23 protein-coding genes are annotated in these 23,078 nt (G+C 68.8%); 20 read left to right on the top strand and 3 right to left on the bottom strand.

All coding sequences use genetic code 11. The features are described from left to right. Window positions 1-42 precede the first annotated feature (42 nt). From hisD to INQ48_38720, 12 genes are all read left to right on the top strand, one after another. The gene (hisD, locus tag INQ48_38775; GenBank protein ID QRF61334.1) at window positions 43-1,362 is read left to right on the top strand and encodes a histidinol dehydrogenase; all 1,320 of its coding nucleotides are present in this window, start codon (window positions 43-45) and stop codon (window positions 1,360-1,362) included. Then, complete coding sequence (locus tag INQ48_38770; protein ID QRF61333.1) at window positions 1,359-2,129, top strand: SDR family oxidoreductase; 771 nt, start codon at window positions 1,359-1,361, stop codon at window positions 2,127-2,129. Before hisD ends, INQ48_38770 begins: the two co-directional genes overlap by 4 nt. Further along, window positions 2,126-3,175, top strand: a complete 1,050-nt coding sequence (locus INQ48_38765; GenBank protein ID QRF61332.1) for a LacI family DNA-binding transcriptional regulator — start codon at window positions 2,126-2,128, stop codon at window positions 3,173-3,175. The genes INQ48_38770 and INQ48_38765 overlap by 4 nt, the downstream gene beginning before the upstream one ends. A gap of 43 nt (window positions 3,176-3,218) precedes the next feature. Further along, complete coding sequence (locus INQ48_38760) at window positions 3,219-4,196, top strand: tripartite tricarboxylate transporter substrate binding protein (protein ID QRF61331.1); 978 nt, start codon at window positions 3,219-3,221, stop codon at window positions 4,194-4,196. A 10-nt stretch (window positions 4,197-4,206) separates the two neighbouring features. Beyond that, on the top strand, window positions 4,207-5,223 hold the full coding sequence (locus INQ48_38755) for a tripartite tricarboxylate transporter substrate binding protein (protein ID QRF61330.1): 1,017 nt from the start codon (window positions 4,207-4,209) through the stop codon (window positions 5,221-5,223). Beyond that, window positions 5,220-5,930 carry an RraA family protein gene (locus INQ48_38750; protein QRF61329.1) on the top strand — a complete coding sequence of 237 codons (711 nt, stop codon included), beginning with the start codon at window positions 5,220-5,222 and terminating at the stop codon, window positions 5,928-5,930. Before INQ48_38755 ends, INQ48_38750 begins: the two co-directional genes overlap by 4 nt. Before the next feature lie 34 nt (window positions 5,931-5,964). Then, window positions 5,965-6,756, top strand: a complete 792-nt coding sequence (locus INQ48_38745) for a 4-hydroxy-2-oxovalerate aldolase (protein QRF61328.1) — start codon at window positions 5,965-5,967, stop codon at window positions 6,754-6,756. After that, window positions 6,756-7,679 (top strand): SMP-30/gluconolactonase/LRE family protein, encoded by a 924-nt coding sequence (locus INQ48_38740; protein ID QRF61327.1) that lies wholly within the window; start codon window positions 6,756-6,758, stop codon window positions 7,677-7,679. Before INQ48_38745 ends, INQ48_38740 begins: the two co-directional genes overlap by 1 nt. A gap of 110 nt (window positions 7,680-7,789) precedes the next feature. After that, a complete protein-coding gene (locus INQ48_38735; GenBank protein ID QRF63158.1) occupies window positions 7,790-8,509 on the top strand; it encodes an N-acyl homoserine lactonase family protein in 720 nt (239 codons plus the stop codon). Between the two features lie 112 nt (window positions 8,510-8,621). Further along, entirely contained in the window at window positions 8,622-9,599 is a 978-nt protein-coding gene (locus tag INQ48_38730) for a tripartite tricarboxylate transporter substrate binding protein (protein QRF61326.1), read from the top strand. Between the two features lie 67 nt (window positions 9,600-9,666). After that, on the top strand, window positions 9,667-10,557 hold the full coding sequence (locus INQ48_38725; GenBank protein QRF61325.1) for a helix-turn-helix transcriptional regulator: 891 nt from the start codon (window positions 9,667-9,669) through the stop codon (window positions 10,555-10,557). Between the two features lie 29 nt (window positions 10,558-10,586). Then, window positions 10,587-11,228 (top strand): glutathione S-transferase family protein, encoded by a 642-nt coding sequence (locus INQ48_38720; GenBank protein ID QRF61324.1) that lies wholly within the window; start codon window positions 10,587-10,589, stop codon window positions 11,226-11,228. 7 nt (window positions 11,229-11,235) lie between these two features. Here INQ48_38720 and INQ48_38715 read toward each other — a convergent pair whose 3' ends face one another. Both INQ48_38715 and INQ48_38710 read right to left on the bottom strand, forming a co-directional pair. Next, window positions 11,236-13,038, bottom strand: coding sequence for a serine/threonine protein kinase (locus INQ48_38715; protein QRF61323.1), 1,803 nt, complete (start codon window positions 13,036-13,038; stop codon window positions 11,236-11,238). 21 nt (window positions 13,039-13,059) lie between these two features. Further along, a complete protein-coding gene (locus INQ48_38710) occupies window positions 13,060-13,620 on the bottom strand; it encodes a hypothetical protein (GenBank protein ID QRF61322.1) in 561 nt (186 codons plus the stop codon). 247 nt (window positions 13,621-13,867) lie between these two features. Here INQ48_38710 and INQ48_38705 point away from each other — a divergent pair, with 247 nt between their 5' ends. The 5 genes from INQ48_38705 (at window position 13,868) to INQ48_38685 (ending at window position 17,792) form a co-directional block, all read left to right on the top strand. Beyond that, window positions 13,868-14,269, top strand: a complete 402-nt coding sequence (locus tag INQ48_38705; protein ID QRF61321.1) for a cupin domain-containing protein — start codon at window positions 13,868-13,870, stop codon at window positions 14,267-14,269. Between the two features lie 16 nt (window positions 14,270-14,285). Then, window positions 14,286-14,609, top strand: a complete 324-nt coding sequence (locus tag INQ48_38700; protein QRF61320.1) for a ferredoxin family protein — start codon at window positions 14,286-14,288, stop codon at window positions 14,607-14,609. A 126-nt stretch (window positions 14,610-14,735) separates the two neighbouring features. Then, complete coding sequence (locus INQ48_38695; GenBank protein ID QRF61319.1) at window positions 14,736-15,161, top strand: CopG family transcriptional regulator; 426 nt, start codon at window positions 14,736-14,738, stop codon at window positions 15,159-15,161. Window positions 15,162-15,217: 56 nt separating this feature from the next. Then, the gene (locus INQ48_38690) at window positions 15,218-16,285 is read left to right on the top strand and encodes a PHB depolymerase family esterase (protein ID QRF63157.1); all 1,068 of its coding nucleotides are present in this window, start codon (window positions 15,218-15,220) and stop codon (window positions 16,283-16,285) included. A gap of 292 nt (window positions 16,286-16,577) precedes the next feature. Further along, window positions 16,578-17,792 (top strand): HAMP domain-containing histidine kinase, encoded by a 1,215-nt coding sequence (locus INQ48_38685; GenBank protein QRF61318.1) that lies wholly within the window; start codon window positions 16,578-16,580, stop codon window positions 17,790-17,792. Here the strand turns inward: INQ48_38685 and INQ48_38680 are convergent. After that, complete coding sequence (locus tag INQ48_38680; protein QRF61317.1) at window positions 17,789-18,496, bottom strand: GntR family transcriptional regulator; 708 nt, start codon at window positions 18,494-18,496, stop codon at window positions 17,789-17,791. The genes INQ48_38685 and INQ48_38680 overlap by 4 nt on opposite strands. Window positions 18,497-18,850: 354 nt before the next feature. Between INQ48_38680 and hydA the strand changes: the two genes are divergently transcribed. The 3 genes from hydA to INQ48_38665 all read left to right on the top strand — a co-directional run bounded on the left by hydA (window position 18,851) and on the right by INQ48_38665 (window position 23,076). Beyond that, window positions 18,851-20,284 carry a dihydropyrimidinase gene (hydA, locus tag INQ48_38675; protein QRF61316.1) on the top strand — a complete coding sequence of 478 codons (1,434 nt, stop codon included), beginning with the start codon at window positions 18,851-18,853 and terminating at the stop codon, window positions 20,282-20,284. 61 nt (window positions 20,285-20,345) lie between these two features. Then, window positions 20,346-21,962 (top strand): ABC transporter substrate-binding protein, encoded by a 1,617-nt coding sequence (locus INQ48_38670; protein QRF61315.1) that lies wholly within the window; start codon window positions 20,346-20,348, stop codon window positions 21,960-21,962. A 73-nt stretch (window positions 21,963-22,035) separates the two neighbouring features. After that, a complete protein-coding gene (locus INQ48_38665; protein QRF61314.1) occupies window positions 22,036-23,076 on the top strand; it encodes an ABC transporter permease in 1,041 nt (346 codons plus the stop codon). Window positions 23,077-23,078 lie beyond the last annotated feature (2 nt).

Raw genomic sequence — 23,078 nt, 5'->3', positions numbered from 1 at the left:
ACATTGCATACGTATGCAAGACGTTCACCCTGGAGCAATGGAATGATCAGATATCTCAAGCGCGGCAAGGACGTGCAGGTCCGAGCCGACGACGACGCGAAGGTCCGAGCGACCGTCGAGGGCATCGTGAAGGCGATCGAGGCCCGCGGCGACGAGGCCGTCCACGAATACAGCCGCCAGTTCGACAACTGGGACCCGGAGGACTTCCGCCTCGGCGCGGATGCCATCGAGAAGGCGCGCCGCAGCCTGTCGGCGCGCGAGATCGAGGACATCGCCTTCGCGCAGAAACAGGTGCGCAACTTCGCGCAGATCCAGCGCGATTCGATGAAGGACGTGGAGGTCGAGACCTATCCCGGCGTGATCCTCGGCCACCGCAACATCCCGATGGATGCGGTGGGCTGCTACATCCCCGGCGGCAAGTACCCGCTGCTCGCCTCCGCCCACATGAGCGTGCTGACCGCGAAGGTGGCCGGCGTGAAGCGCGTGGTCGCGACGGCGCCGCCCTACCAGGGCGCGCCGCATCCGGCCATCGTCACCGCGATGTCCATGGCCGGGGCCGACGAGATCCTGGTGCTCGGCGGCGTGCAGGCCGTGGTCGCGATGGCCGTGGGAACGCCGCGCATCGCGCCGGTCGACATGCTGGTGGGCCCGGGCAACATGTACGTGGCCGAGGCCAAGCGCCAGCTCTACGGCCGCGTGGGCATCGACCTGTTCGCCGGCCCCACCGAGACGCTGGTGATCGCCGACGACTCGGCCGACGGCGAGATGTGCGCGGTCGACCTGCTGGGCCAGGCCGAGCACGGCCCGACCTCGCCGGCCATCCTGCTGACCACCAGCGAACAGCTGGCGCGCGACACGCTGGCCGAGATCGAGCGCCAGCTGACGATCCTGCCGACGGCCGCCATCGCCTCGGTGGCATGGGCCGGCTACGGCGAGGTGATCGTCTGCGACACGCAGGAGGAGATGCTCGCCAAGGCCAACGAACTGGCCTTCGAGCACGTGCAGGTGCTCACGCGCGACCCCGACTACTTCCTCGAGCACATGACGAACTACGGCGCGCTCTTCCTCGGCCCGCGCACCAACGTGAGCTTCGGCGACAAGGTCATCGGCACCAACCACACGCTGCCGACCAACCGCAACGCGCGCTACACGGGCGGCCTGTGGGTGGGCAAGTTCCTCAAGACCTGCACCTACCAGAAGGTGCTGACCGACGAGGCCAGCGCGGCCATGGGCGAGTACTGCTCGCGCCTGTGCCACATGGAGAACTTCGCCGGCCACGGCGAGCAGGCCAACCTGCGCGTGCGCCGCTACGGCACGCGCGCCGAGGTGCCCTGGTACCAGCCGGTGCCGGCGCTGGCATGACGGGCACGCTGCCGCCCTCGCCGGGCTTTCGCGTCGACGGCCAGCGCGCGCTGGTGACCGGCGCGGGCCGCGGCATCGGCCTGGCCGCGGCGGCCGCGCTGGCGCGCGCCGGCGCGCACGTCACGCTCGCGGCCCGCTCCGAGGCCCAGCTGATCGAAGCCCGCGACCTGATCCGCGCCGAAGGCGGCGCCTGCGATCACCTCGTGCTCGACGTCACCGACTCGGCCGCGGTCACGCGTTCGCTCGGCGCGCTCGCGCCGTTCCGCATCCTCGTGAACAACGCCGGGCTGAACCGCCCCAGGCCGCTGGTGGAGGTGGAGGACGAGGACATCGACGCGGTGCTCGACCTCAACGTCAAGGCCACGCTCTACGTCACGCGCGCGGTGGCGCGCGGGCTGGTCGAGGCCGGGCTGCCGGGCTCGATCATCACGGTCTCCTCGCAGATGGGCGTGGTCGGCAGCCCGCGCCGCACGCTCTACTGCGCCAGCAAGCACGCGGTCGAGGGCATGACCAAGGCCCTGGCCTGGGAGCTCGGCGCGGCCGGCATCCGTGTCAACACGGTGTGCCCAACCTTCATCGAGACCGCGATGACCGCGGGCATGTTCGCCGACCCGGACTTCCGCGGCTGGGTGACGCAGCGCATCGCGCTCGGGCGGCTCGGCCGCACCGAGGAGATCATGGGCGCCATCGTCTTCCTCGCCAGCGAGGCCTCGAGCCTGGTGACGGGCAGCGCGCTGATGCTCGACGGCGGCTGGAGCGCCGCATGAGGTCGACCGCCACCGCGCAGGACGTCGCGAAGCTCGCGAACGTGTCGCAGTCGGCGGTCAGCCGCACCTTCACGCCCGGCGCCAGCGTGTCGGAGGACACGCGCAACCGGGTCATGATCGCGGCCAAGACGCTGGGCTACCGTCCCAACGCGATGGCGCGCAGCCTGATCACGCGCCGCAGCCGCATCATCGCGCTGGTAATGGGCTACCTCGAGAACCAGTTCTATCCGCTGGTGATCCAGGAGCTGTCGCAGAAGCTGCAGAAGCAGGGCTACCACGTGCTGATGTTCATCAGCGACGGCGACGAGACCGACGGCGTGCTCGACGAGATCCTGCAGTACCAGATCGACGGCATCGTCATCGCCTCGGCCATGCTCTCGCCCGCGCTGGCGCGCCAGTGCGCCGACTCGGGCGTGCCGGTGGTGCTGTTCAACCGCGTGCCCGACACCAGCGCCTTCGCGCGCCACACCACCTGCTCGGTCACCTCGGACAACTTCGAGGGCGGCCGGATGGCGGCGCGGTTGCTGCTGGACCGGGGCCACAAGCGCATCGCCTTCCTCGCCGGCCTCGAGAAGTCGTCGACCAACCACGAGCGCGAGCGCGGCTTTCGCGAAGCGCTCGCGGCCGAGGGCCTCGGCGTGTTCCGCCGCGAGGTCGGCCACTACGACTTCGAGCGGGCCGCCGAGGCCGCGCGCGCCATGTTCGCCGGCCTGCCGGCCGCGCGGCGCCCCGACGCGGTGTTCGTCGCCAACGACCACATGGCGATCGCGGTGATGGACGTGCTGCGCCAGGAGCTCGGGCTGCGCGTGCCGGAAGACGTGAGCGTGGTCGGCTTCGACGACGTGCCGCAGGCCGCCTGGGGCGCCTACCGCCTCACGACCGTGGTGCAGGCGGTGGGCCCGATGGTGGACGCCACCGTCGAACTGCTGCACGAGCAGATGCAGGACGACGCGCAGCCGCGCAACGTGGTGATTCCGTGCAGCGTGGTCGAGCGCGACTCGGTGCGCGCCACCGCGCCGCGGCGACGCAAGGCCGCGCAGGCCTGAGCGGCCCCCTTTCTTCGACAACAACCAGCTTCCTGGAGACTCCATGCATTCCCGAATCCGCCCGCTGCTCATTGCGGCACTGGCGCTCAGCGCCTTCGCCGGCAGCGGCCACGCCCAGCCGGCCTGGCCGGCCAAGCCGATCAAGTACATCGTTCCCTTCGCGCCCGGCGGCGTCTCCGACGGCGTGGCGCGCCTCGTCGCGCAGCACCTGTCGGAACGACTGGGCCAACCCGTGATCGTGGACAACCGGCCGGGCGTCTCCGGCATCCTCGGCACGCAGGTCGCCGCGCGCTCGCCGGCCGACGGCTACACGCTGATGGGCGGCACCATCACGACCCACGCGGTCAACCCCTTCTTCACCAAGAGCCTGGGCTACGACCCGGTCGCCGACTTCGTGCCGGTCAACCTGGTCGGCATGGTGAGCAACGTGCTCGTCGTGCCCTCGGCGAGCCGCTTCAATTCGGTGGCGCAGGTCATCGCCGAACTCAAGGCGAAGCCCGAGAGCCTCACCTACGGCACCGCCGGCGCGGGCACCTCGCAGCACCTGTCGGGGCAGCTGTTCGAGAACATCACGCAGACGCGCATGCGCCAGATCATCTACAAGGGTGGATCGCAGGCCATGGTCGACCTCGTGGGCGGCCAGATCGACATGGTGTTCGAGACCGTGGCGGCCGCGCGCCCGATGATCGACGGCAAGCGCGTCAAGGTCCTGGGCATCACCTCCGCGAAGCGGCAGCCCGGCCTGCCCGACGTGCCGACCCTGGCCGAGGCGGGCGTGCCCAACTTCGAGATGCAGTCGTGGCAGGGCGTGTTCGCGCCGGCCGCCACGCCCAAGCCGATCGTCGACCGGCTGGGCCGCGAGATCGCGGCCGTGGTGGCCCTGCCCGATGTGCAGGCCAAACTGCGCGGACTCGGCGTCGAGCCCGACGGCCGCACCTCCGAGGCCTTCACCGCATTCCAGCGCGCCGAGATCGCGAAATGGGGCAAGGTGATCAAGGACGCGGGCATCCAGGCCGAATGAAGGATCGATGATGAAAAAAATCACCGGCGCCCTCCGGCGCGCCATCGCCCTCGCCACCCTGGGCACCGCCGCCTTCGCGGCCTCGATCGGCAGCGCGCACGCGCAGGCGCCGCAAGCCCCCGCGGGCTATCCATCCACCGGCCGCGTCGTGATCGTGGTGCCGTTCGCTCCCGGCGGCGCGACCGACATCGTGGCCCGCCTGGTGGCCGACGAACTCGGCAAGCGCTGGGGCACGGCCGTGGTGGTCGACAACAAGGCCGGCGCAGGCGGCGGCATCGGCACCGAATTCGTGGCGCGCGCCAAACCCGATGGCTACACGCTGCTGCTCGGCACCCAGACCGCCCTGTCGGTGAACCCCACGCTGCTCAAGAAGATCGCCTACAACGTCGAGCGGGACTTCGCTCCCGTCACCGGACTCGCGAGCACGCCGCTGGTGCTGCTGGCGGGCAACAAGTCGGGCGCCAGGGACGTGGCCGCGCTCGTCGCCGCGATCAAGGCCAAGCCCGATGCGATCTCGTACGGCTCGAGCGGGCCCGGCACCTCGCAGCACCTGACCACGCTGATGTTCCTCAACCGCATCGGCGGCAAGGCCGTGCACGTGCCGTACAAGGGCAGCAGCCAGTCGCTGGTCGACCTGGCCGGCAACCAGATCGACATGCAGTTCGACAACATGGCGACCGCGCTGGCGTTCGCGAAGAACAACCAGGCGAAGGCGCTGGCGATCACGAGCGAGGCGCGCTCGCCGCTCGCTCCCGAGCTGCCGACGCTCGCCGAATCGGGCGTGCCGGGCTTCGAGGCCTCGACCTGGCTGGGCCTGCTGGCGCCCGCGGCCACGCCGGCGCCGGTGCTGGCCTGGCTCAACGCGGAGGTGGTCTCGGTGCTCAAGTCGCCCGCGGTGGCGGCGCGGCTCGCGGCCCAGGGCTTCACGCCGAAGCCGATGTCGCGCGCGGAGTTCGGCAAGTTCATCCAGGACGAGACGCACAAGTTCGCCGACCTGATCAAGGCCAACCAGGTCACGGTGGAATGAGCCGGCCGACCCTGGACGAGCCACTGCTGCGCGCCCTGCGCGCGGTGGACACGCCGACGATCTGCAATGCGCTCGAGCTCGCGATGGGCAGCCGCAGTGCCAGCGGCTTCACCTGCGGCACGCTGGTCGCGGCACCCCATCCGATGACACCGATGGTCGGCTTCGCCCGCACCGCGCGCATCCGCGCGGCGCAACCGTCGTCGCGCACGCCCGAGGCCCTGCGCCAGACGCGGCTGGACTACTACCGCCACGTCGCCCCCGCCGCGGGAGTGCCTACCGTGGTGGTCATGCAGGACCTCGACGAGCGGCCCGGCATCGGCTCGTTCTGGGGCGAGGTCAACTCGGCGGTGCACGAGGGCCTGGGCGTATCGGGCGTGCTGACCAATGGATCGGTGCGCGACCTGGGCGACCTGTCGCCGAGCTTTCCGATCCTGGCCGCGAGCATCGGACCCTCGCATGCCTTCGTTCACATCCACGATGTCGGCACGCCGGTCGAGGTGTTCGGCCTGCGCGTCGTGCACGACGACCTGATCCATGCCGACCGCCACGGCGCGGTGTGCATCCCGCCGCAGTTGCTGCGGGAGCTGCCGGCGTGCATCGAGCTCGTGCGCCGCAAGGAAGCGCCGCTGCTCGCCGCGGCACGCGCCGGAGGCTTCGGCCTGGCGCAGATCGAGGCGGCGCTGCGCGCGGCGGACGACATCCACTGACAACCAACGACAAGACCCGAAAAGGATTCCTCCCATGGACCACCATCCGCTCGACAACCGCCTGCCCGGAATGCTGCGCAGCGGCAAGCGCCTGCGCGGCGTCTTCAACGCGCTGCCCAGCCCCGCCATCGTCGAGATGTGCGGCTACGCCGGCTTCGACTTCGTCATCCTCGACAACGAGCACGGCAGCGCCAACCTCGAGACCACCGAGCACATGCTGCGCGCCGCGCGGGCCAGCGGCATCGCCACCGCCGTGCGCTGCCTGCGCCACGACATCTCGCGCGTGCTCGACATGGGCGCGGGCGGCGTGCAAATTCCGATGGTCGGCAGCGCCGAGGAGGCGCGCGACCTGGTGCAGCAGGTGCGCTATCCGGGCGTGGGCCGGCGCGGCAGCGCGTTCAGCCCGCGCGCGGCCGGCTACGGGGCCTTCCCGGGGGCAGCGCACACCACGCGCAGCAACGAGGGCATCGCGCTGATCGTGATGGTCGAGACGCCCGAGGCCGTGGAGCAGGCCGCCGAGATCGCGGCCGTCGACGGCGTGGATGCCGTGTTCGTCGGCCCCAACGACCTGTCGCATGCCATGGGCTTCGGCAACGACTGGAAGGCGCCCGAGGTGGAAGCCAAGATCGAGCAGGCGCTGCGCGCCGTGAGCGGCGTGGGCCAGTGCGCGGGCGTCATCGCCCTCACGCCCGAGGACGAGGACAAGTACGGCGCCTGGGGCGCGCGCTACTTCGCGAGCGTCACCACCAGCCTCATCACTCGCGCCTTCCAGCAGGCGTCGGCCGCGGGCGGCCGCCTGCCCTCGCAGGCGGGGCTGGGCTACTGATGACGCATTCCATCGTTGCCAGCGGGCTGCTGTTTCCCGAAGGCCCCGTGGCCTTGCCGGACGGCGGCATCGCCGTGTGCGAGATCGCGCGCGGCACCGTCTCGCGGGTGGATGCCGACGGCACCGTGTCGGTGATCGCGCGCACGGGTGGCGGCCCCAACGGCATGGCCCTGGGCCCCGACGGGGCGCTCTACGTGTGCAACAACGGCGGCATGCGCTGGCCGCAGCACACGGACGGCGAGTGGCTGCGCCCGTTGCACGGCACGCCCGACGACTACGCCGGCGGCAGCATCCAGCGGGTCGACCCCGCCACGGGCGAGGTGCGCACGCTCTACACCCACTGCGGCGATGTGCGCCTGTGCGGCCCGAACGACCTGGTGTTCGACCGCGCGGGAGGCTTCTACTTCACCGACTTCGGCAAGACGCGCGAGCGCGACCGCGACATCGGCTGCGTCTACTACGCGCATCCCGACGGCACGCGCATCGTCGAGGTGGTCGAGCGGATCCTGAATCCGAACGGCATCGGCCTTTCGCCCGACCAGCAGACCCTCTACGTCGCGGAGACCGAGACCTCCAGGCTCTGGTCCTTCGGCATCGACGCACCGGGCGTGCTGGCGCGCCACGAGGACTCGCCCGCGCCGCATGGCGGGCGGCTCGTCGTCGGCCTGGCCGGCTACCAGCGCTTCGACAGCCTGGCCGTGGAGGCCGGCGGCAACATCTGCGTGGCCACGCTGGTCACGGGGCAGATTACCGTGGTGTCGCCCGAGGGCGAGGTGCTGCGGCGGGTGCAGCTGCCCGACCCGCAGACCACCAACCTCTGCTTCGCCGGTCCCGAACTGCGCACCGCGTGGATCACGCAGTCGTTCACCGGCACCCTGGTGCGCATGGACTGGCCCGCGCCCGGCCTGGCCCTCAACTTCTGAAGCCGAACGTGACGACCCCGACCCCCACCCATTCCGGCGACGACATCTACGAGGTGTTCGCGCTGCGCTACGCGGGCGTGCAGCGCCGGCGCATCGACAACTTCATCGGCATGGACGTGCACGACGGTCCCATGGCGATGGACTTCTACGTGTGGCTGCTGCGCTCGGCCACGCGCACGATCCTGGTCGACACCGGCTTCACGGCCGAGACCGCCCGCGCGCGCAAGCGCGTGCTCGACCGCTACCGCTGCCCGATCGACGCGCTGCGCACGCTGGACGTCGATCCCGACACCGTCACCGACGTCGTGCTCACGCACCTGCATTTCGACCATGCGGGCAACCTCGCCAAGCTGCCCGCCGCGCGGTTCCACCTGCAGGACGCGGAGATGAGCTACGCAACCGGACGCTGCATGTGCTTCGCGCCGATGCGCCATGCCTATTCCGTGGAGGACGTGGCCGAGCTGCTGCGCAAGGTGTACGCGGAGCGCGTGATGTTCCACGATGGCGACGACCAGCTGGCGCCGGGCGTCGAGCTCATGCTCATCGGCGGCCACACGCGCGGCCTGCAGTCGGTGCGCGTGCGCACGGCGCGCGGCTGGGTCGTGCTGGCATCGGACGCGAGCCACTACTACGAGAACCACGAGGACGGACGGCCGTTCCCGATCGTCCAGGACATGGAACAGATGCTCGCGGGCCAGCAGCGCCTGCTGGCGAAGGCCGATTCGCCGCGCCACGTGGTGCCGGGCCATGACCCCGAGGTGCTGCGGCGCTATCCCGCGATGAACGCGGACCCCGACACCGTCTGCCTGCACATGGCGCCGATCGACTGACGCGCCGGCGCCCGCCGGGCGCCCTGCCACCGTTTCGCTCCCACACGCGCCGCCCGCCGGCGGCGCGCGGGGACGCCTGTTCTTTTTTTTCAAACCACAAGGAGACCTACCCATGAACCTCGTTCAACTGGCACGCGCCACCCTCGCGGCATTCGGCTTCGCCGCGATCGCGGCCTCGGCCGGCGCGCAGGGCTTTCCGAACAAACCGATCCGCATCGTCGTGCCCTATCCGCCGGGCGGATCCGCCGACTCGATCGCGCGCCAGCTGGGCGTGCAGCTGACGAACTCGCTCAAGCAGCAGGTCATCGTCGACAACAAGCCCGGCGGCAACAGCGTGATCGCGGCGCAGAGCGTGGCGAACGCGCCCGGCGACGGCTACACGCTGCTGATCAGCGACCCCACCGCGCTCGCGATCAACCCGAGCCTGTTCCGCAAGCTGCCCTACGACCCGGTGAAGGACTTCGAGCCCGTGGGCCTGGTCGCGCGCTTCACCTTCGTGCTGCTGGTCAATTCGGCCTCGCCGATCCGCAGCGTGAAGGACTTCGTCGAGGCCGCGCGCGCCCGGCCCGGCAAGATGAACTACGGCTCGGCCGGCACGGGCACGCCGGTGCAGCTGGCCACCGAGATCTTCAAGGACCTGACGCACGTGGACCTCACCCACGTGCCCTACAAGGGCGCCGCGCCGGCCGTCAACGACCTGATGGCCAACCAGATCGACGCCATGTTCACCGACCTCGCGAGCGGCTTCCCGTTCATCCAGTCGGGCAAGGTGCGCGCGCTCGTGATCACCAACGCGCAGCGCGTGCCGGCCCTGCCCGACGTGCCCACGCTGGCGGAGTCGGGCTACCCGGGCTTCAAGCTCGGGGGCTGGTACGGCATCTCGGCGCCGAAGAAGACGCCCGCCGCGGTGATCGCGAGCTTGAACACCGCGATCCGCAACGCGGTGGCGAGCCAGCCGCTCAACGGCTGGATCAGCGGGCAGAACTTCGAGCCCGCGGCGACCACGCCCGCGGAGTTCGCGGAGATCGTCCGCCGCGACGGGCAGCAATGGGGCGACACCGTGCGCCGGCTCGACATCAAGATCGACTGATCGGATCGGCACCGAAGTCGAGCGCCGCGGCACCGACCGGCCGCGCGCGCGGGCCTAGACTGCCTGCATGCCAGCAGCTCCTCGCGCTTCGGTCCCCACGCTTCCACCCGCCGCCGATGGCGCGCCGCTGGCCCGGGCGCTGCATGCGCGCACGGGCATCGGCATCGCGGCACAGGTGGTGCAGGGGCGCGGGCTCGCGGTCCTGCGCATGCGCGTCGAGCAGCCCGCGCTCGTGTTCGTGGCCCGCGGCATCAAGACCGTGCACGCGGCGCAGGCGAAGGCCGTGCGCGCGCTGCCGGGCCAGGCGCTCGTGCTCGCGGGGCAGCAGACGGTCGACTTCCACAACGAGATCACCGAGGGTGCGCACTACGAGGCGCGCTGGCTGGTGTTCGACAACGCGCTGCTCGACGACGCCGGCTATCGCGCCCGTGCCGCCGAGCACGAGGCCCGCGGCGTGGTGCCGGCCCCCGCGCGGCTGCTGGCGCAGCCCTCGCGCGAACTGGCGCACGCCTTCGAATCCGCGCGGCTCGGCCTGTGCGTCGGCGCCGTGCCCGATGCCATCGCGCGGCTACGGCTGCTGGAAACCATGCACTGGCTGCTCGAGCACGGCGTGGTGCTGCGCAGCCCTGCGGTGCGCCCCGATGTGTCGACCCGCGTGCGCGCGCTGATCGCCGGAAGCCTGGCCGATGCCTGGCCGGCCGACCGCGTGGCGCGCGAGCTGGCGCAATCGCAGGCCAGCCTGCGCCGGCGCCTCGCGGCCGAGGGCACGTCGCTCACGCAGCTGCTGACCGACGCCCGGATGGCGACCGCGCTCACCCTGCTGCAGGCCACGAACCGGCCCGTCACCCAGGTCGCGCTCGCGGTCGGCTATGAATCTCCCTCGCGTTTCGCGGTGCGCTTTCGCCACCGCTTCGGCTTCGCGCCCACCGCGGTGCGCGGCCACGAACGCAGCCCCTGACTGAAAGCTCCCCCACCAAGGCAACATCCATGATCACGATCCACCATCTCGGGCATTCGCAATCGGAACGCATCCTCTGGCTCTGCGAAGAGCTCGACCTGCCCTATCGACTGCAGCACCACACGCGCGACCCGGTGACGCGCCTGTCGCCGCCCGAACTGATCGCCCTGCATCCGCTGGGTGCCGCGCCCCTGTTGGAAGACGGCGACCTGCTGCTGGCCGAATCCGCCGCAATCGTGGAGTACCTGATCGGCCGGCATGGCGCGGGGCGCCTCAAGCCCGGCCCCGAGCACCCCGACTACGCGGCCTTCCTCTACTGGTTCCACTTCGCCAACGGCAATCTGCAGCCCACGATGCTGCGGCTCATGGCGGTCGGCCGGGCCGTCGCGAATGCGGAGCATCCGGTGCTGCACGCCACGCGCGATCGCTTCGCGCGCCTGATGGGGCTGATGGAGGCCCGGCTCGCCGACGTGCCCTGGCTCGCGGGCCAGGACTTCAGCGCCGCGGACATCATGAACGTGTTCTCGCTGACCACGATGCGCCTGTTCATGCCGGTCGACCTGGCGCCCAATCCGAACATTCGCGCCTACCTGCAGCGCGTGGGCGAGCGGCCGGCCTATCGGCGGGCGATGGCGAAAGGGGATCCCGATCTCGTGCCGCTGTTGTCCTGACGTAGCTTCAGAGCGCCGGGCGGCCATCGATCTCGTAGACGATCCTTCGCAATGCGTTCTTGAAGGCGTTCACTCTCTTTCGATCGTCGCTGCCCGCCCGCCCAAATCCGAAGCCGAGCCTGAAGGCATCGAAGGCCCCGCACGCGCCGCTCGACGGGCTGTCGGCTTCGCAGTTCCCCTCCAGGCGTCGAATGTCGATGCAGCCCCCTGTTCGTCCCCGCATGCCCGTGGACGCCCAGCAATCCAGCTCGAAGTAGTCCGCCGTGCCGCGAAACTCGATCCGGTCCAATGCACCGACCGACACGATCACCCTGGACTCCTGCGCGCAAGGGCTGCCCTTGCAAGGGGTATCGCCTTCCTTGCCGCTCACCTTGATCCGCATCTCCAACAGGTTCTTCGCGGGGTCGTAGCTGGTGAACCTCAGAACCGCCGGCTGGCTGTTGACGAGCCCGGCGGCGCTGCCGAAGTCGAGCTCGCCGGAAAGCCTGGAGCGCGCGAAGAACTTCAGGGTCTTCTTGCGCTCCTTGTCCTTCGTGGCCTTGATGGCACCTAGCAACTGCTCGAGCGGAACATCGCGGTGGTTGCTCTCGCCGATCTCGTTGTCCGGTGCGACGGGCGCGGCTGCTGGCTCGGTCGCAAGGGCTGGCGTGATCGCGGGTGCCGGCGCCGGCACTGGCCGCGATGGTTCGGGAGGCGGTGTGGCGACGCGCTCGACGAGTCCATCGTCCCGGCGCGTGGCATGCCACCACGCAAGGCCCACCGCCAGGAGCAGCACGAACACCGCCATCGCGGGAAGAAGACGCTTCGCCCTGCGCTCGGCCCGTGGGGAAGGAGATCGGGTTGCCACGTCCTCCGCGGGCGGCGGCGCCGCGGCAAGGGGGCTCGGCACAAGATCCTTGGCCAGCAGGCGCGTGGCGTCCTCATCGCGGACCTCGGCCGCCGGGACCACCGCCGCGGCAGGCCCGGATCCGCCGTCGAAGTAGCGCAGCAACTCGTTCGCGCTGCGGATGCGGTCCTTGGCATCCGCGACCAGGCAGCGCTCGATCACGCTGCGGTAAGGCTCGGGCAATTGCTCGACGCCCGCGGGCAGTTCGGAGGACAGGATGGCCCGCATGATTTGCTCGGTGGTCATCGCGCCGTCGCGCCCACCGAACGGCGTCCTGCCGGTCAGCAGTTCGTGAACCATGACGCCGAAGCTCCAGAGATCGAGGCTGGGGCCGATCTTGCCGTCGATGCCGTAGCGCTGCGGGCTGAACTGCTCGGGCGCCATGTACTCGATGGTGCCCACCATCACCGACGAACTCTTGCCGGCCTGGCCCAGTTCCTTGCTGACCCCGAAATCGGCGAGCTTGGCCGTGAGCCGCTCGCCCTGGCGCACCAGCAGGATGTTCTGCGCCTTGAGATCGCGGTGGACGATGTCCCTGGCGTGCAGATAGGCGAGCCCGTGCAGCACCTCCGCGAGCAGGACCTCGAGTTGCGCCGACCCCGGGTTGGCGCGCGCGAACTGCTTGAGGTCGCCGGCATTGGCGTACTCCATGACGCCGATCTGCAGCTGCTCCTTCTCGCCGAGCGCGTTCGATTGCTCGAGCAGGATCACGTCGAAGTAGCGCATCAGGTTCGGATGCGCGAGCTGGATGACCTTGCGGATCTCGTTGAGCACGGTGTAGTCGTGCGAGCCCGTGAGGTTGAAGACCTTCAGCGCGACGTCCCGCTGCAGCAGCTCGTCGCGGGCGCGGAAGACGCGCGCGAATCCTCCGCTGCCCAGGAGGTCCGACTCGGGGTCGTACGCGTAGCGGGACTGGATCTTCATCAGGGCGCCAGCCATCGCCCATCAAGCGGTGCGCGCCTGACTCTGCAACTGGCCGAGGATCTCCGCTCTTCGGACGCCGAATTCCACCAGCTGGCGGTTCGCCTCCTCGATCTTTCTTTCGAGGCTGACGAGGTGCCCCGCGATCTCGCGGTTGCCCGACTCGACGAGACGGATGGCCTGCCATGCGGCCAGCGAATCCTCCGACAGCCCCACGAGGATGTTGACGCCGGGAATGAATTCGGTGAGGGCCTTGCGCTCGAGCTCCTCGACGATCGCCTGCTTGAGCAGCGAGAGCACGGGCTTCCATGAACCGTCGAGGCGGGAACCGCTCCTGGCGAGCTTTCCATACAGCTGCTGCACGAGCACCTGGTACATCGTGTTCGCGCTCTTCAGCTCGAAGGCATTCAGAATGACATTCAGCGGAATCAGCGTGACGTTGGACAGCACCGCCACCGTTCCCCATGCCTCGGCCGCCGACCGCGCACGGGCCAGGTCGCCGCGTACCTGCGCGAGCAACTGGATGCCGTCCTGGATCGCGAGCTGCTTTCTTCCGAGGGTTTCGAATTGAAGGGCCAAGTTCACGATGGAGCTCCTGCTGCTGCGGCGAAGGCGCAAGAGCGCATCTTGTCGAGGCGCCGTCCTCCAGTCATCTCTCCAACAGGGTATGACGGAAGGTGTACGAGGGTGTTTCCCAAAGGACAACCTCAGGATTTTCCCAAGCGACAGTAACTTCCGGCGTAACGCCGAGCGCCTCAACCGGAAAAAGTTGTCTATTGGGAAACTACTGGGTATCATCGACCGCGTGTCCAACCCCACCCAGGAGCCTCCCATGTCCGCAGTCTTCAAGGAACGCCTCTCCGGCAAGCTTCAGCCCACCATCGGCGGCTCGGTCTACGTCGACCCTGCCCAGCTCGAATGGCAGCCTTCCCAGTTCCCCAAGATCCAGATGAAGGTGCTCTACCGCAACGACGAGATCGGCGAGATGACCGTGCTGCTCAAGTGGGAGCCCGGTGCCGTCCTGCCCTTCCACAAGCACCCCGAGATCGAGCAGAGCTATGTGCTCGAAGGTTCGTTCTCCGACCACGACGGCATCTGCCGCGCCGGCCAGTTCGTCTGGCGCCAGCCCCTGTCGCTGCACGAGACGCGCTCCGACGAAGGCTGCACGATCCTGGCCATCTACCGCAAGCCCAACATCTTCTTCAACGCGGCCGGCTTCGAAGCGGGCAAGTAGGCCGGGGAGCCGCCCGATGAGCTTCGTCGTCACGGAGCCCTGCATCGCTTGCCGATTCGGGGAATGCGTCGGCGTGTGCCCGGTCGATGCCTTCCACGCAGGCCCCAACTTCATGGTGATCGACCCGCGGACCTGCATCAACTGCGGGATCTGCGAGCTCGCATGTCCGGTCGAAGCGATTCGCGCCGACCATGCGCTGACGAGCGAGCAGCGCACGTATGCCGACCTCAATGCGAGGCTCGCCGAGGCATGGCCCGTGACCACGGCGACAACGCCGCTGCCGCGGGCCGAGGACTTCGCGGCCGAGAAGAACAAGCGGCATCTGCTCGTGTTGCCTTGATCGAGCGCGGCTGGCCACCGACGCCGGCGGATGACCTGCGAGACGGCGCGTCGGACCGCCCCGGCTGAATCTCCCCAGCCATGAAACATCCAAGCACCATCCATATGGATGGTGTTAGGATGGCTCATGCCGACCAAAACCAGCCCCGCCCCCGTCGTCGCCCGCGCCCCCGAGTCCGAGAAGATCACCATCAACATGGGCTTCGTCGACCTCGGGCAGGTCGATCTGCTGGTGGCCGAGGGCTTCTATTCGAACCGCACGGACTTCATCCGCACCGCCATCCGCACGCACCTCGCGACGCATGCGGACGCACTGCGCCAGGCGGTGTCGCGCAACATGCTGGTGCTGGGCCTGCAGCGCTTCTCCACGGCCGACCTCGAGGCCGTTCGCGCGGCCGGCGAGACGCTGCAGATCCGCGTGCTCGGCCTGGCCGTCATCGCCCCCGACGTGAGCCCCGCGCTCGCCAAGGCCACCATCGATTCGCTCACCGTGCTCGGTGCCCTCCACGCGTCGCCGGCCGTCAAGGCCGCGCTGGCCGACCGCATTCGCTGACCTTCCGGTCGGCATCCAAGGGACTTTCATCCATGAACACACTTTTATCGGGCCTGATGCGCGACGCTGCCCAACTCACGCGCGACGGCCGCCTCGTGGATGCCACGCAGCTCATCCAGCGCGCCCTGCGGGGCGAAACCTCGCCCACCGAGGCGCCCCCCACGGCCGCCCGACCGATGGTGGAGGACGATGTGATCGAAGCGCAGGTGCGTGTGGTCGACGTGCAGCCGTCGCCCGAGCCACGCGCAGCCGAAGCGGCCGACGCCTGGACCCAGGGCAGCTTCACGCACCAGGGCCGCACCGTCGACTACATGCTCTTCGTGCCCGCCTCGGCCTCGGCGCAGCCGGCGGCCGCCAGGCCCCTGGTGCTGATGCTTCACGGCTGCACGCAAGGCGCGGCGGATTTCGCGGCGGGCACGCGCATGAACGAGCGCGCGCGCGAGAGCGGCTGCATCGTGCTCTACCCCGAGCAGGCGAAGCGCGCCCATGGCCAGAAATGCTGGAACTGGTTCAAGACCCAGCACCAGGCGCGCGGGCGCGGCGAACCGGCCCTGCTCGCCGCGCTGACCGAGCACATCGTCGCGCAGCAGCGGGCGGACCGTTCGCGCGTCTACGTGGCGGGCCTGTCGGCCGGCGGCGCCATGGCCGATGTGCTGGGCCATTGCTATCCCGAGCTGTACGCCGCGGTCGGCGTGCATTCGGGGCTGCCGCACGGCGCGGCGCACGACATGATGAGCGCATTGAATGCGATGCGCACCGGCTCGCCCGCGGCGCGCGGCGCCACGACGCAGGGATCGCCGCCGACCATCGTCTTCCACGGCGACGCGGACCCGACGGTGCATCCGGGCAACGGTCGCGCGATCGTCGCGGGCGCGATGCCCGGCACGGTCAGCGAGGGCCTGTCCGCGGCGGGCCGGCGCTACACCCGCACCGTGCATCCCGCGTCGCCGGGCCGTGGCGATGCCGAGCACTGGGTGCTGCATGGCGCGGGCCACGCATGGTCGGGCGGCAGCGCCGCGGGCAGCTACACGCAACCCGATGGCGTCGATGCCAGCCGCGAGATGCTGCGCTTCTTCCTGGCCCATCGATCGACGCTCGCCGACGCGCAGCAGCGGGCGTCTTGACTGGGCTCGCGGCGCGCTTTCATGCTGGGTGCTGCGTCGGCACTGGCCTGCGGCATCGGCATGCGGGCGGCCGCGGCGGACGGGATGGAGGCGAGCCCCGGGACGCGGCCACCCGGAGCACCGCGCGCCGGGCGCTCGCACGGGAGCGCGCCGCCATGTCTTTTGCCATAGGCGCATCCCGGCTGTTGCCCGACAATGGCCGCGGAGCCAGCCTGCTGCCTGACATACGGCTGCGTTGATCATCGAACGACCGATCGGATGCGTCCGGTCCCCCGAGTCAGGACAACATCGAATGGACACCCTGAAACTGGCCGAACACATTCGGCGCGACGTCGAAGCCATCGGCCGGATCAGCGCGGTGCCCTCCATGCTGCGGCTGATCTGCGAACAGACGGGCATGGGCTTCGCCGCCGTCGCGCGCGTCGACGGCGACAGCTGGACCGCCTGCGCGGTGCTCGATCGGATCAACTTCGGCCTCAAGCCCGGCGGCCAGCTCGAGGTCCACACCACCCTGTGCGTGGAATCGCGCGCGGCGCGCCAGCCCATCGCCTTCGACCACGCCAGCACGCACCCGGTCTTTCGCACGCACCACACGCCGCGCATCTACGGCATCGAGAGCTACATCTCGGTGCCGATCGTCAAGGGCGACGGCAGCTACTTCGGCAATCTCTGCGCGATCGATCCCACGCCGCACGACGTCGACAACGCCCGCACCATCGCGATGTTCCAGGGCTTCGCCGACCTGATCGGCCACACGCTGGAACTCGAGGACCGGCAGAGCGCGACCGAGGTCGCCCTGTTCGACGCCGAGGCGACCGCCGAGCTGCGCGACCAGTTCATCGCCGTGCTCGGCCACGACCTGCGCAATCCGCTGGCCTCGCTCAGCGCCATCGGCGAACTGCTGGCCCGGCGCGCCGCCGACCCCGACAGCACGCGCGCGGGCCTGCGCATCCGCGCCACCACGAAGCGCATGGCCTCGCTGATCGAGGACGTGATGGACTTCGCGCGCGGGCGCATGGGCAGCGGGCTCGACGTCGCTCGCGAGCAGATCCCCGACCTGGGCCTCGCGCTCGACGACGTGGTGGCCGAGATGCGCGCCGCGCATCCCGCGCGCGCCATCGCCGCCGACATCGAGGTGACGGACATCGTGCACGGCAGCCGCGGCCGCCTGCAGCAGGTGCTGTCGAACCTGCTGGGCAATGCCGTCTCGCACGGCGCGCCCGACAGCCCCATCGACGTGGCGGCCTGGACGCGCGACGGCTGGTTCGTGCTGAGCGTGAAGAACCAGGGCGAGCCCATTTCGCCCGGCAACCTGCAGAAGATCTTCCAGCCCTACTGGCGGCCCGCCGAGAGTCGCGGCCACGGCGGACTGGGCCTCGGGCTGCACATCTGCTCGCTGATCGTGAAGTCGCACGGCGGCACGCTGCAGGTGACCTCGACGGCGGAGCACGGCACGAGCTTCGTGGCGCGCATTCCGGTGCGGCCGGGGGTCGCGGCCGTCGCCTAGCTGGCCCCGAAGATGTCCTCGAGGTTGACCTCTTCGGGCTCCTGATTGAGGTTCACGCTCTTCTCGATGTGGTCGAGGTGATGCAGCATCAGCTGCGCGGCGCGCTCCGCGTCCTTCGACTTGATCGCCTCCACGATCAATGAATGCTCGTCGGCCCGGCAGCTCTCCGCCGGCGGCGCGTCGTACACCAGGATGATCAGGCAGGTCAGCGTGGACAGCTCGCGCTGCGTGCGCGCGAGCGTCGTGTTGCCGGCCAGGTCGGCGCACAGGTTGTGGAACTCGCCCGACAGGCGGATGACGGCCCGCTTGTCGCCCCGCGTGCGCGCGCCCATCTCCTGGTCCACGTGCGTGAGCAGGGCGTCGACCACGTCGGGCGTGGCCCGTTGCGCCAGCCGCCGCATGATCGCCGGCTCGATGACGCGGCGGGCCTCGAACACGTCGCGCGCCTGCTCGATCGTCGGCCTGGCGACGAAGGCCCCCTTGTTCGGGATGAGCTCGACGATCTGCTCGTAGGCAAACCGGGTCAGCACTTCCCGTATGCGGGGCCTGCTCACCTTGAAGATTTCGGCCAGCCGCTCTTCGGCCAGCTTGGTCCCCGGCAGCAGCCGGTGCTCCTGGATCGCGACGTAGATCTTTTCGTAGATCTCTTCGCTGCTGTCGCGCTCACGGCGCGGCGCGGGGATGGCGGTGGAAGGCGTAGACATGTTTCCAGGCATTGGTTCTGCTCAGGTGCCAACAATTTTTTGGAAGATTGTAGAAAGTCTAACACTGTGTAGTGCGCCCGACGGGCGCCTTGCCGGGCTCACGATCGACCTCGTCTCGTCTGAGAAGTCGCCCACTCGGCATGGCCGCAGAGCCAGCAGGGCCCTTCCAGCGCCATGTTCCGCATGGCCGCTTGCGAGGGTTTGCCCTCCCTTCTTTGTCGCCCGACAAGCGGCTAAAGTGATGTCAACAATATTGCAGACAATCTGGCATATGTTTTGCAAACACAAATCGCCAGACGTTCTTAGGCAAAGAAATCCCATTTTGTTGAACATTTTTGGTGCGAGAGAACCCAAGTGAGTGCATCCCTTTTTGATCTAGTGATCCGCAATGCCCGCGCGGCAACGGCGTCGGACGTGTTCGACACCGACATCGGCATCAAGGACGGCCGGATCGTCCAGCTCGGGCGAGACCTTCCACGAGGCAGCCGCGAGATCGACGCGAAGGGCCGCGTCGTCACCCCCGGCGGCGTCGACGCCCATTGCCACCTGGACCAGCCCTCGCCGCCGCCGGTCAGGATGGCCGACGACTTCGACACCGGGACCATCTCCGCCGTCTGCGGCGGCACCACCACCGTCATCCCGTTCGCTGCGCAGCAAAAAGGCGGCAGCCTGCGCGCCGCCGTCGAGGACTACCACCGGCGCGCGGACGGCATCGCCCATGTCGACTATGCGTTCCACCTCATCGTCAGCGATCCGACGCCCGAGGTGCTGAATGCCGAACTGCCCGCGTTGATCCGCGAGGGCTACACCTCGTTCAAGGCCTACATGACCTACGACGACCTGAAGCTCGACGACGGGCAGATCCTCGACGTGCTCGATGTCGCGAAGCGCCATGGCGCGATCGCGATGCTGCACGCCGAGAACTCGGACTGCATCGAATGGCTCACCCAGCGGCTCGAGGCCATGGGCCGCAGCGCGCCGCGCTTTCATGCGCACTCGCGCCCCATGCTGGTGGAGCGCGAAGCGACGCACCGCGCCATCGCGCTCGCCGAACTGGTGGACGTGCCGATCCTCATCGTTCATGTCTCGGGCCGGGAAGCCATCGAGCAGATCCGCTGGGGCCGCGCCCATGGATTGAACATCTTCGCGGAGACCTGCCCGCAGTACCTGTTCCTGACCGCGGAAGACCTGGGCATCGACGACAGCTATCACGGCGCGAAGTGCGTCTGCAGCCCGCCGCCGCGCGACAAGGCCAACCAGGAGGTCATCTGGAACGGACTGAGGGACGGCCTCTTCACCGTGTTCTCGTCCGACCACGCGCCCTTCAAGTTCGATGGCCCTGGCGGCAAGCACCCGAACGGCGAAGAGGTGGCCTTCCGCCACATCCCCAACGGCATTCCCGGGCTCGAGACGCGCATGCCCCTTCTGTATTCCGAAGGCGTGCTCAAGGGCCGCATCAGCCTCGAGAAGTTCGTCGAACTCACCGCCACCGGCCCCGCGAAGACCTACGGGATCCATCCGCGCAAAGGCGCCATCTGCATCGGTGCCGATGCGGACCTGGTGATCTGGGACGAGCGCGAGCTCACCATCCGCAACAGCGCGCTGCACCACGCCGTCGACTACACCCCCTACGAGGGCATGCAGCTCGGCGCCTGGCCCGCCTTCACGCTGCTGCGCGGCGAAGTGCTGTGGGACGGCAGCGCCTGCGTCGGCCCGAGGAACCAGGGCCGCTTCATCGCCGCCGGTCGCCCCTCGATCCTGCCGCCCGCTCATCTCGCCGCGGCCTGAAGCCCGGCCTCCCCGTGCGCCCTTCTCATTTCAACCACCCCAGAAACTTGGAAAGCCAGCAATGAACATCAAGACCGACGTCGTGCAATCGCTCGCAGGGCCAGCGGCCCGGGCCCTCTTCGCGGCATCGCTGCTCGGCGCGGTGCTCGCGCCCGCCGCCTTCGCCCAGGATGCGAAATCAATCCTCGTGGTGGCCGGTCCCCGGACGCCCGAGTCCCTCGACCAGGAGTACCCGCCGACCGAGGCGACGCACGAAGCGAAGCGCAACATCTACGAGCGCCTGCTGGCCTACGACACGAAGATGGTCGACGGCGTCAAGGTCGAGAACTTCGACAAGCTCGTCGGCGCGCTCGCCGAACGGTGGGAGGTCTCGGCGGACAAGACCGCCATCACCTTCTTCCTGCGCAAGGGCGTGAAGAGCGCGGCCGGCAACGAGCTGCGCGCCGACGACGTGATGTGGTCGTTCGAGCGCGGCTGGAACAAGAACGCCAACTTCCGCTGGTACATGAACCAGATCCTCGGCATCACGAAGTACGAGGACGCGTTCAAGAAGATCGACGACATGTCGGTCAAGGTGACGCTGCCGAAGACCTCTCCGCTCATCGAGCGCATCTGGGTCAACAACGACCTCGGCATCCTCGACGCGACGGCGGCGAAGAAGAACGCCACCGCCGACGACGCCTGGGCATCGCGCTGGCTGTCCACCCATTCGGCATCGTTCGCACCGTACCAGGTCACGAAGTTCCAGTCGGGCCAGGAGGTGGTCTACGAGGCCAACCCGAACTACTACCGTGGCGCGCCGCAGATCAAGAAAGTGATCTTTCGCGAGATGCCGACGTCCGCCAACCGGCTGGCGGCACTGCAGGCCGGCGCGGTCGACGTGGCCGAATGGCTCTCGCCGCGCGAACTCGCCACCCTGGAGAAGAACCCCCAGCTGAAGGTGTGGCAGGTCTTCGGCAACTACATCCACCGCGTGGAGATGAACAACACCACGCCGCCGTTCGACAACCCCAAGGTCCGCCAGGCGCTGAACTACCTGGTGCCCCGCGAGGACATCCTGAAGGCCGTCTACTACGGCAAGGCCCGGCCGACCAAGAGCCCGATCTCCGAGATCTATCCAGCCTACACCGACCAGTACTTCAAGTACAGCCTCGACGTCGAGAAGGCCAAGGCCCTGCTCAAGGAGGCCGGCCAGCCGTCGGGCTTCAAGACGCAACTCGGTTACCGCACCGGCGACCAGATCGAGGAGGAGATCGCCGTCATCCTGAAGACCGCCTTCGCGCGTGCCGGCGTGGAGGCGGAGCTCGTCAAGCTGCCCGCATCGACGCTGGTCGAGCGCTACTCCAAGGGCACGATCCCGATGTATTTCTTCCGCGACATGGCCATCGTTCCCGACGCCGCCTATGTCGCCAACCTGTGGCTCAACAGCGCATCGCTGATCAACTATCCCAAGTTCAAGAACGCCGAAGTCGACAAGCTGATCAACGAGGGGCTGTCGAGCACCGACGAAGCCAAGCGTGAAGCCGGCATGAAGCGTGTGCAGCAGATCGTGATGGACCAGGCGCCGTGGGTGTTCCTCATGAACCCGGGCTACCAGCTCGCCACGCGGGCCAGCGTGACGGGCTACAGCTGGTACACGCCGAACAGCAACAACTGGTCCGACTTCTCGAAGAAGTGAACCCCGCCGTGCCGGGCGATCCGCGGCTCGCGCGGACGCCCTGGCACACGCGAGCCATCCAACAAGGAAAGACATGACGCTACGCACGTCGCTGCGATCGCTACCGCGACCGCTTCGAATCGTCCTGGCCAGGCTGAGCATTCTGATTCCGCAGATGTTCGGCGTGCTGCTGGCCACCTTCCTGCTCATCCGGCTGCTGCCGGGCGACCCGGCCCTGCTCATGCTCGGCAACATGGCCACGCCCGAGCAGATCGCCAACCTGCGCGAGAGGCTGGGCCTGAACGGCAGCCTGTGGTCGCAGTTCACGAGCTATCTCTCCACCGTGGTGCACGGCGACCTGGGCACGTCCATGTTCACCGCCAATCCCGTGGCGGTGGACCTGCTCGATCGCGTGCCCGCCACCCTGGAGCTGATCACCTACGCCATGCTGCTGACCATCGTCGTCAGCCTGTCGCTGGCGGTCGTCTCGGTCGTCAAGCCCCGCGGATTCGTGAGCCGCTTCAGCAAGGTCTATGGCCTGGCCGCGGGCGCCGTGCCGGACTTCTGGGTCGGCCTGCTGCTGATCTACTTTCTGTTCTATGTCGCCGGCATCGCGCCCGCGCCGTTCGGACGCATCGACGCCATCATGTCGGCGCCGCCCGCGGTCACCGGCTTCCTGACGATCGACACCCTGCTGGCCGGCGACACGGCGGCCTTCGCGTCGGCCGTGGGGCGCCTGTGCCTGCCGGTGCTCACCCTCGCGATCGTGAATGCCGGAGCGCTGATGAAGATGACCCAGATCGTCTTCGCCGACAACTACCGCAGCGAATACATCCGCCATGCGCGCGCGAGCGGCCTGTCGGAGCGCCAGCTCATCAAGAGCGCACTGCGCAACAGCCTGCCGCCGATCATCACGATGGTCGGTTTCCTGTTCGGCTTCCTGCTCGGCGCCGCCGTGCTGGTCGAGACCATCTTCGCGTGGGGCGGTCTCGGGCAGTACGCCGTCTCCGCGGTCATGAACAGCGACTACCCGGCGCTCCAGGGCTTCGTGCTCGTCGCCGCCGCATTCATCCTGATCGTCTACACCGTGGTGGACGTTCTCTACGGCATCGCCGACCCGAGGATCGAAGTATGAAG

This window comes from Variovorax paradoxus (assembly GCA_016806145.1).
GTDB lineage: Bacteria > Pseudomonadota > Gammaproteobacteria > Burkholderiales > Burkholderiaceae_C > Variovorax.
This window is presented reverse-complemented; position numbering and strand designations above follow the sequence as displayed.

What these genes read in the sequence shown, in the direction of transcription:
- hisD (QRF61334.1), top strand. Translation starts at nt 43, where the DNA reads ATGATCAGATATCTCAAGCGCGGCAAGGACGTGCAGGTCCGAGCCGAC.
- INQ48_38670 (QRF61315.1), top strand. Translation starts at nt 20,346, where the DNA reads ATGAACATCAAGACCGACGTCGTGCAATCGCTCGCAGGGCCAGCGGCC.
- INQ48_38740 (QRF61327.1), top strand. Translation starts at nt 6,756, where the DNA reads ATGACGCATTCCATCGTTGCCAGCGGGCTGCTGTTTCCCGAAGGCCCC.
- INQ48_38695 (QRF61319.1), top strand. Translation starts at nt 14,736, where the DNA reads ATGCCGACCAAAACCAGCCCCGCCCCCGTCGTCGCCCGCGCCCCCGAG.
- INQ48_38770 (QRF61333.1), top strand. Translation starts at nt 1,359, where the DNA reads ATGACGGGCACGCTGCCGCCCTCGCCGGGCTTTCGCGTCGACGGCCAG.
- INQ48_38690 (QRF63157.1), top strand. Translation starts at nt 15,218, where the DNA reads ATGCGCGACGCTGCCCAACTCACGCGCGACGGCCGCCTCGTGGATGCC.
- INQ48_38700 (QRF61320.1), top strand. Translation starts at nt 14,286, where the DNA reads ATGAGCTTCGTCGTCACGGAGCCCTGCATCGCTTGCCGATTCGGGGAA.
- INQ48_38665 (QRF61314.1), top strand. Translation starts at nt 22,036, where the DNA reads ATGACGCTACGCACGTCGCTGCGATCGCTACCGCGACCGCTTCGAATC.
- INQ48_38760 (QRF61331.1), top strand. Translation starts at nt 3,219, where the DNA reads ATGCATTCCCGAATCCGCCCGCTGCTCATTGCGGCACTGGCGCTCAGC.
- INQ48_38745 (QRF61328.1), top strand. Translation starts at nt 5,965, where the DNA reads ATGGACCACCATCCGCTCGACAACCGCCTGCCCGGAATGCTGCGCAGC.
- INQ48_38750 (QRF61329.1), top strand. Translation starts at nt 5,220, where the DNA reads ATGAGCCGGCCGACCCTGGACGAGCCACTGCTGCGCGCCCTGCGCGCG.
- INQ48_38680 (QRF61317.1), bottom strand. Translation starts at nt 18,496, where the DNA reads ATGTCTACGCCTTCCACCGCCATCCCCGCGCCGCGCCGTGAGCGCGAC.
- INQ48_38715 (QRF61323.1), bottom strand. Translation starts at nt 13,038, where the DNA reads ATGAAGATCCAGTCCCGCTACGCGTACGACCCCGAGTCGGACCTCCTG.
- INQ48_38755 (QRF61330.1), top strand. Translation starts at nt 4,207, where the DNA reads ATGAAAAAAATCACCGGCGCCCTCCGGCGCGCCATCGCCCTCGCCACC.
- INQ48_38685 (QRF61318.1), top strand. Translation starts at nt 16,578, where the DNA reads ATGGACACCCTGAAACTGGCCGAACACATTCGGCGCGACGTCGAAGCC.
- INQ48_38720 (QRF61324.1), top strand. Translation starts at nt 10,587, where the DNA reads ATGATCACGATCCACCATCTCGGGCATTCGCAATCGGAACGCATCCTC.
- INQ48_38735 (QRF63158.1), top strand. Translation starts at nt 7,790, where the DNA reads ATGGACGTGCACGACGGTCCCATGGCGATGGACTTCTACGTGTGGCTG.
- INQ48_38725 (QRF61325.1), top strand. Translation starts at nt 9,667, where the DNA reads ATGCCAGCAGCTCCTCGCGCTTCGGTCCCCACGCTTCCACCCGCCGCC.
- INQ48_38705 (QRF61321.1), top strand. Translation starts at nt 13,868, where the DNA reads ATGTCCGCAGTCTTCAAGGAACGCCTCTCCGGCAAGCTTCAGCCCACC.
- INQ48_38765 (QRF61332.1), top strand. Translation starts at nt 2,126, where the DNA reads ATGAGGTCGACCGCCACCGCGCAGGACGTCGCGAAGCTCGCGAACGTG.
- INQ48_38730 (QRF61326.1), top strand. Translation starts at nt 8,622, where the DNA reads ATGAACCTCGTTCAACTGGCACGCGCCACCCTCGCGGCATTCGGCTTC.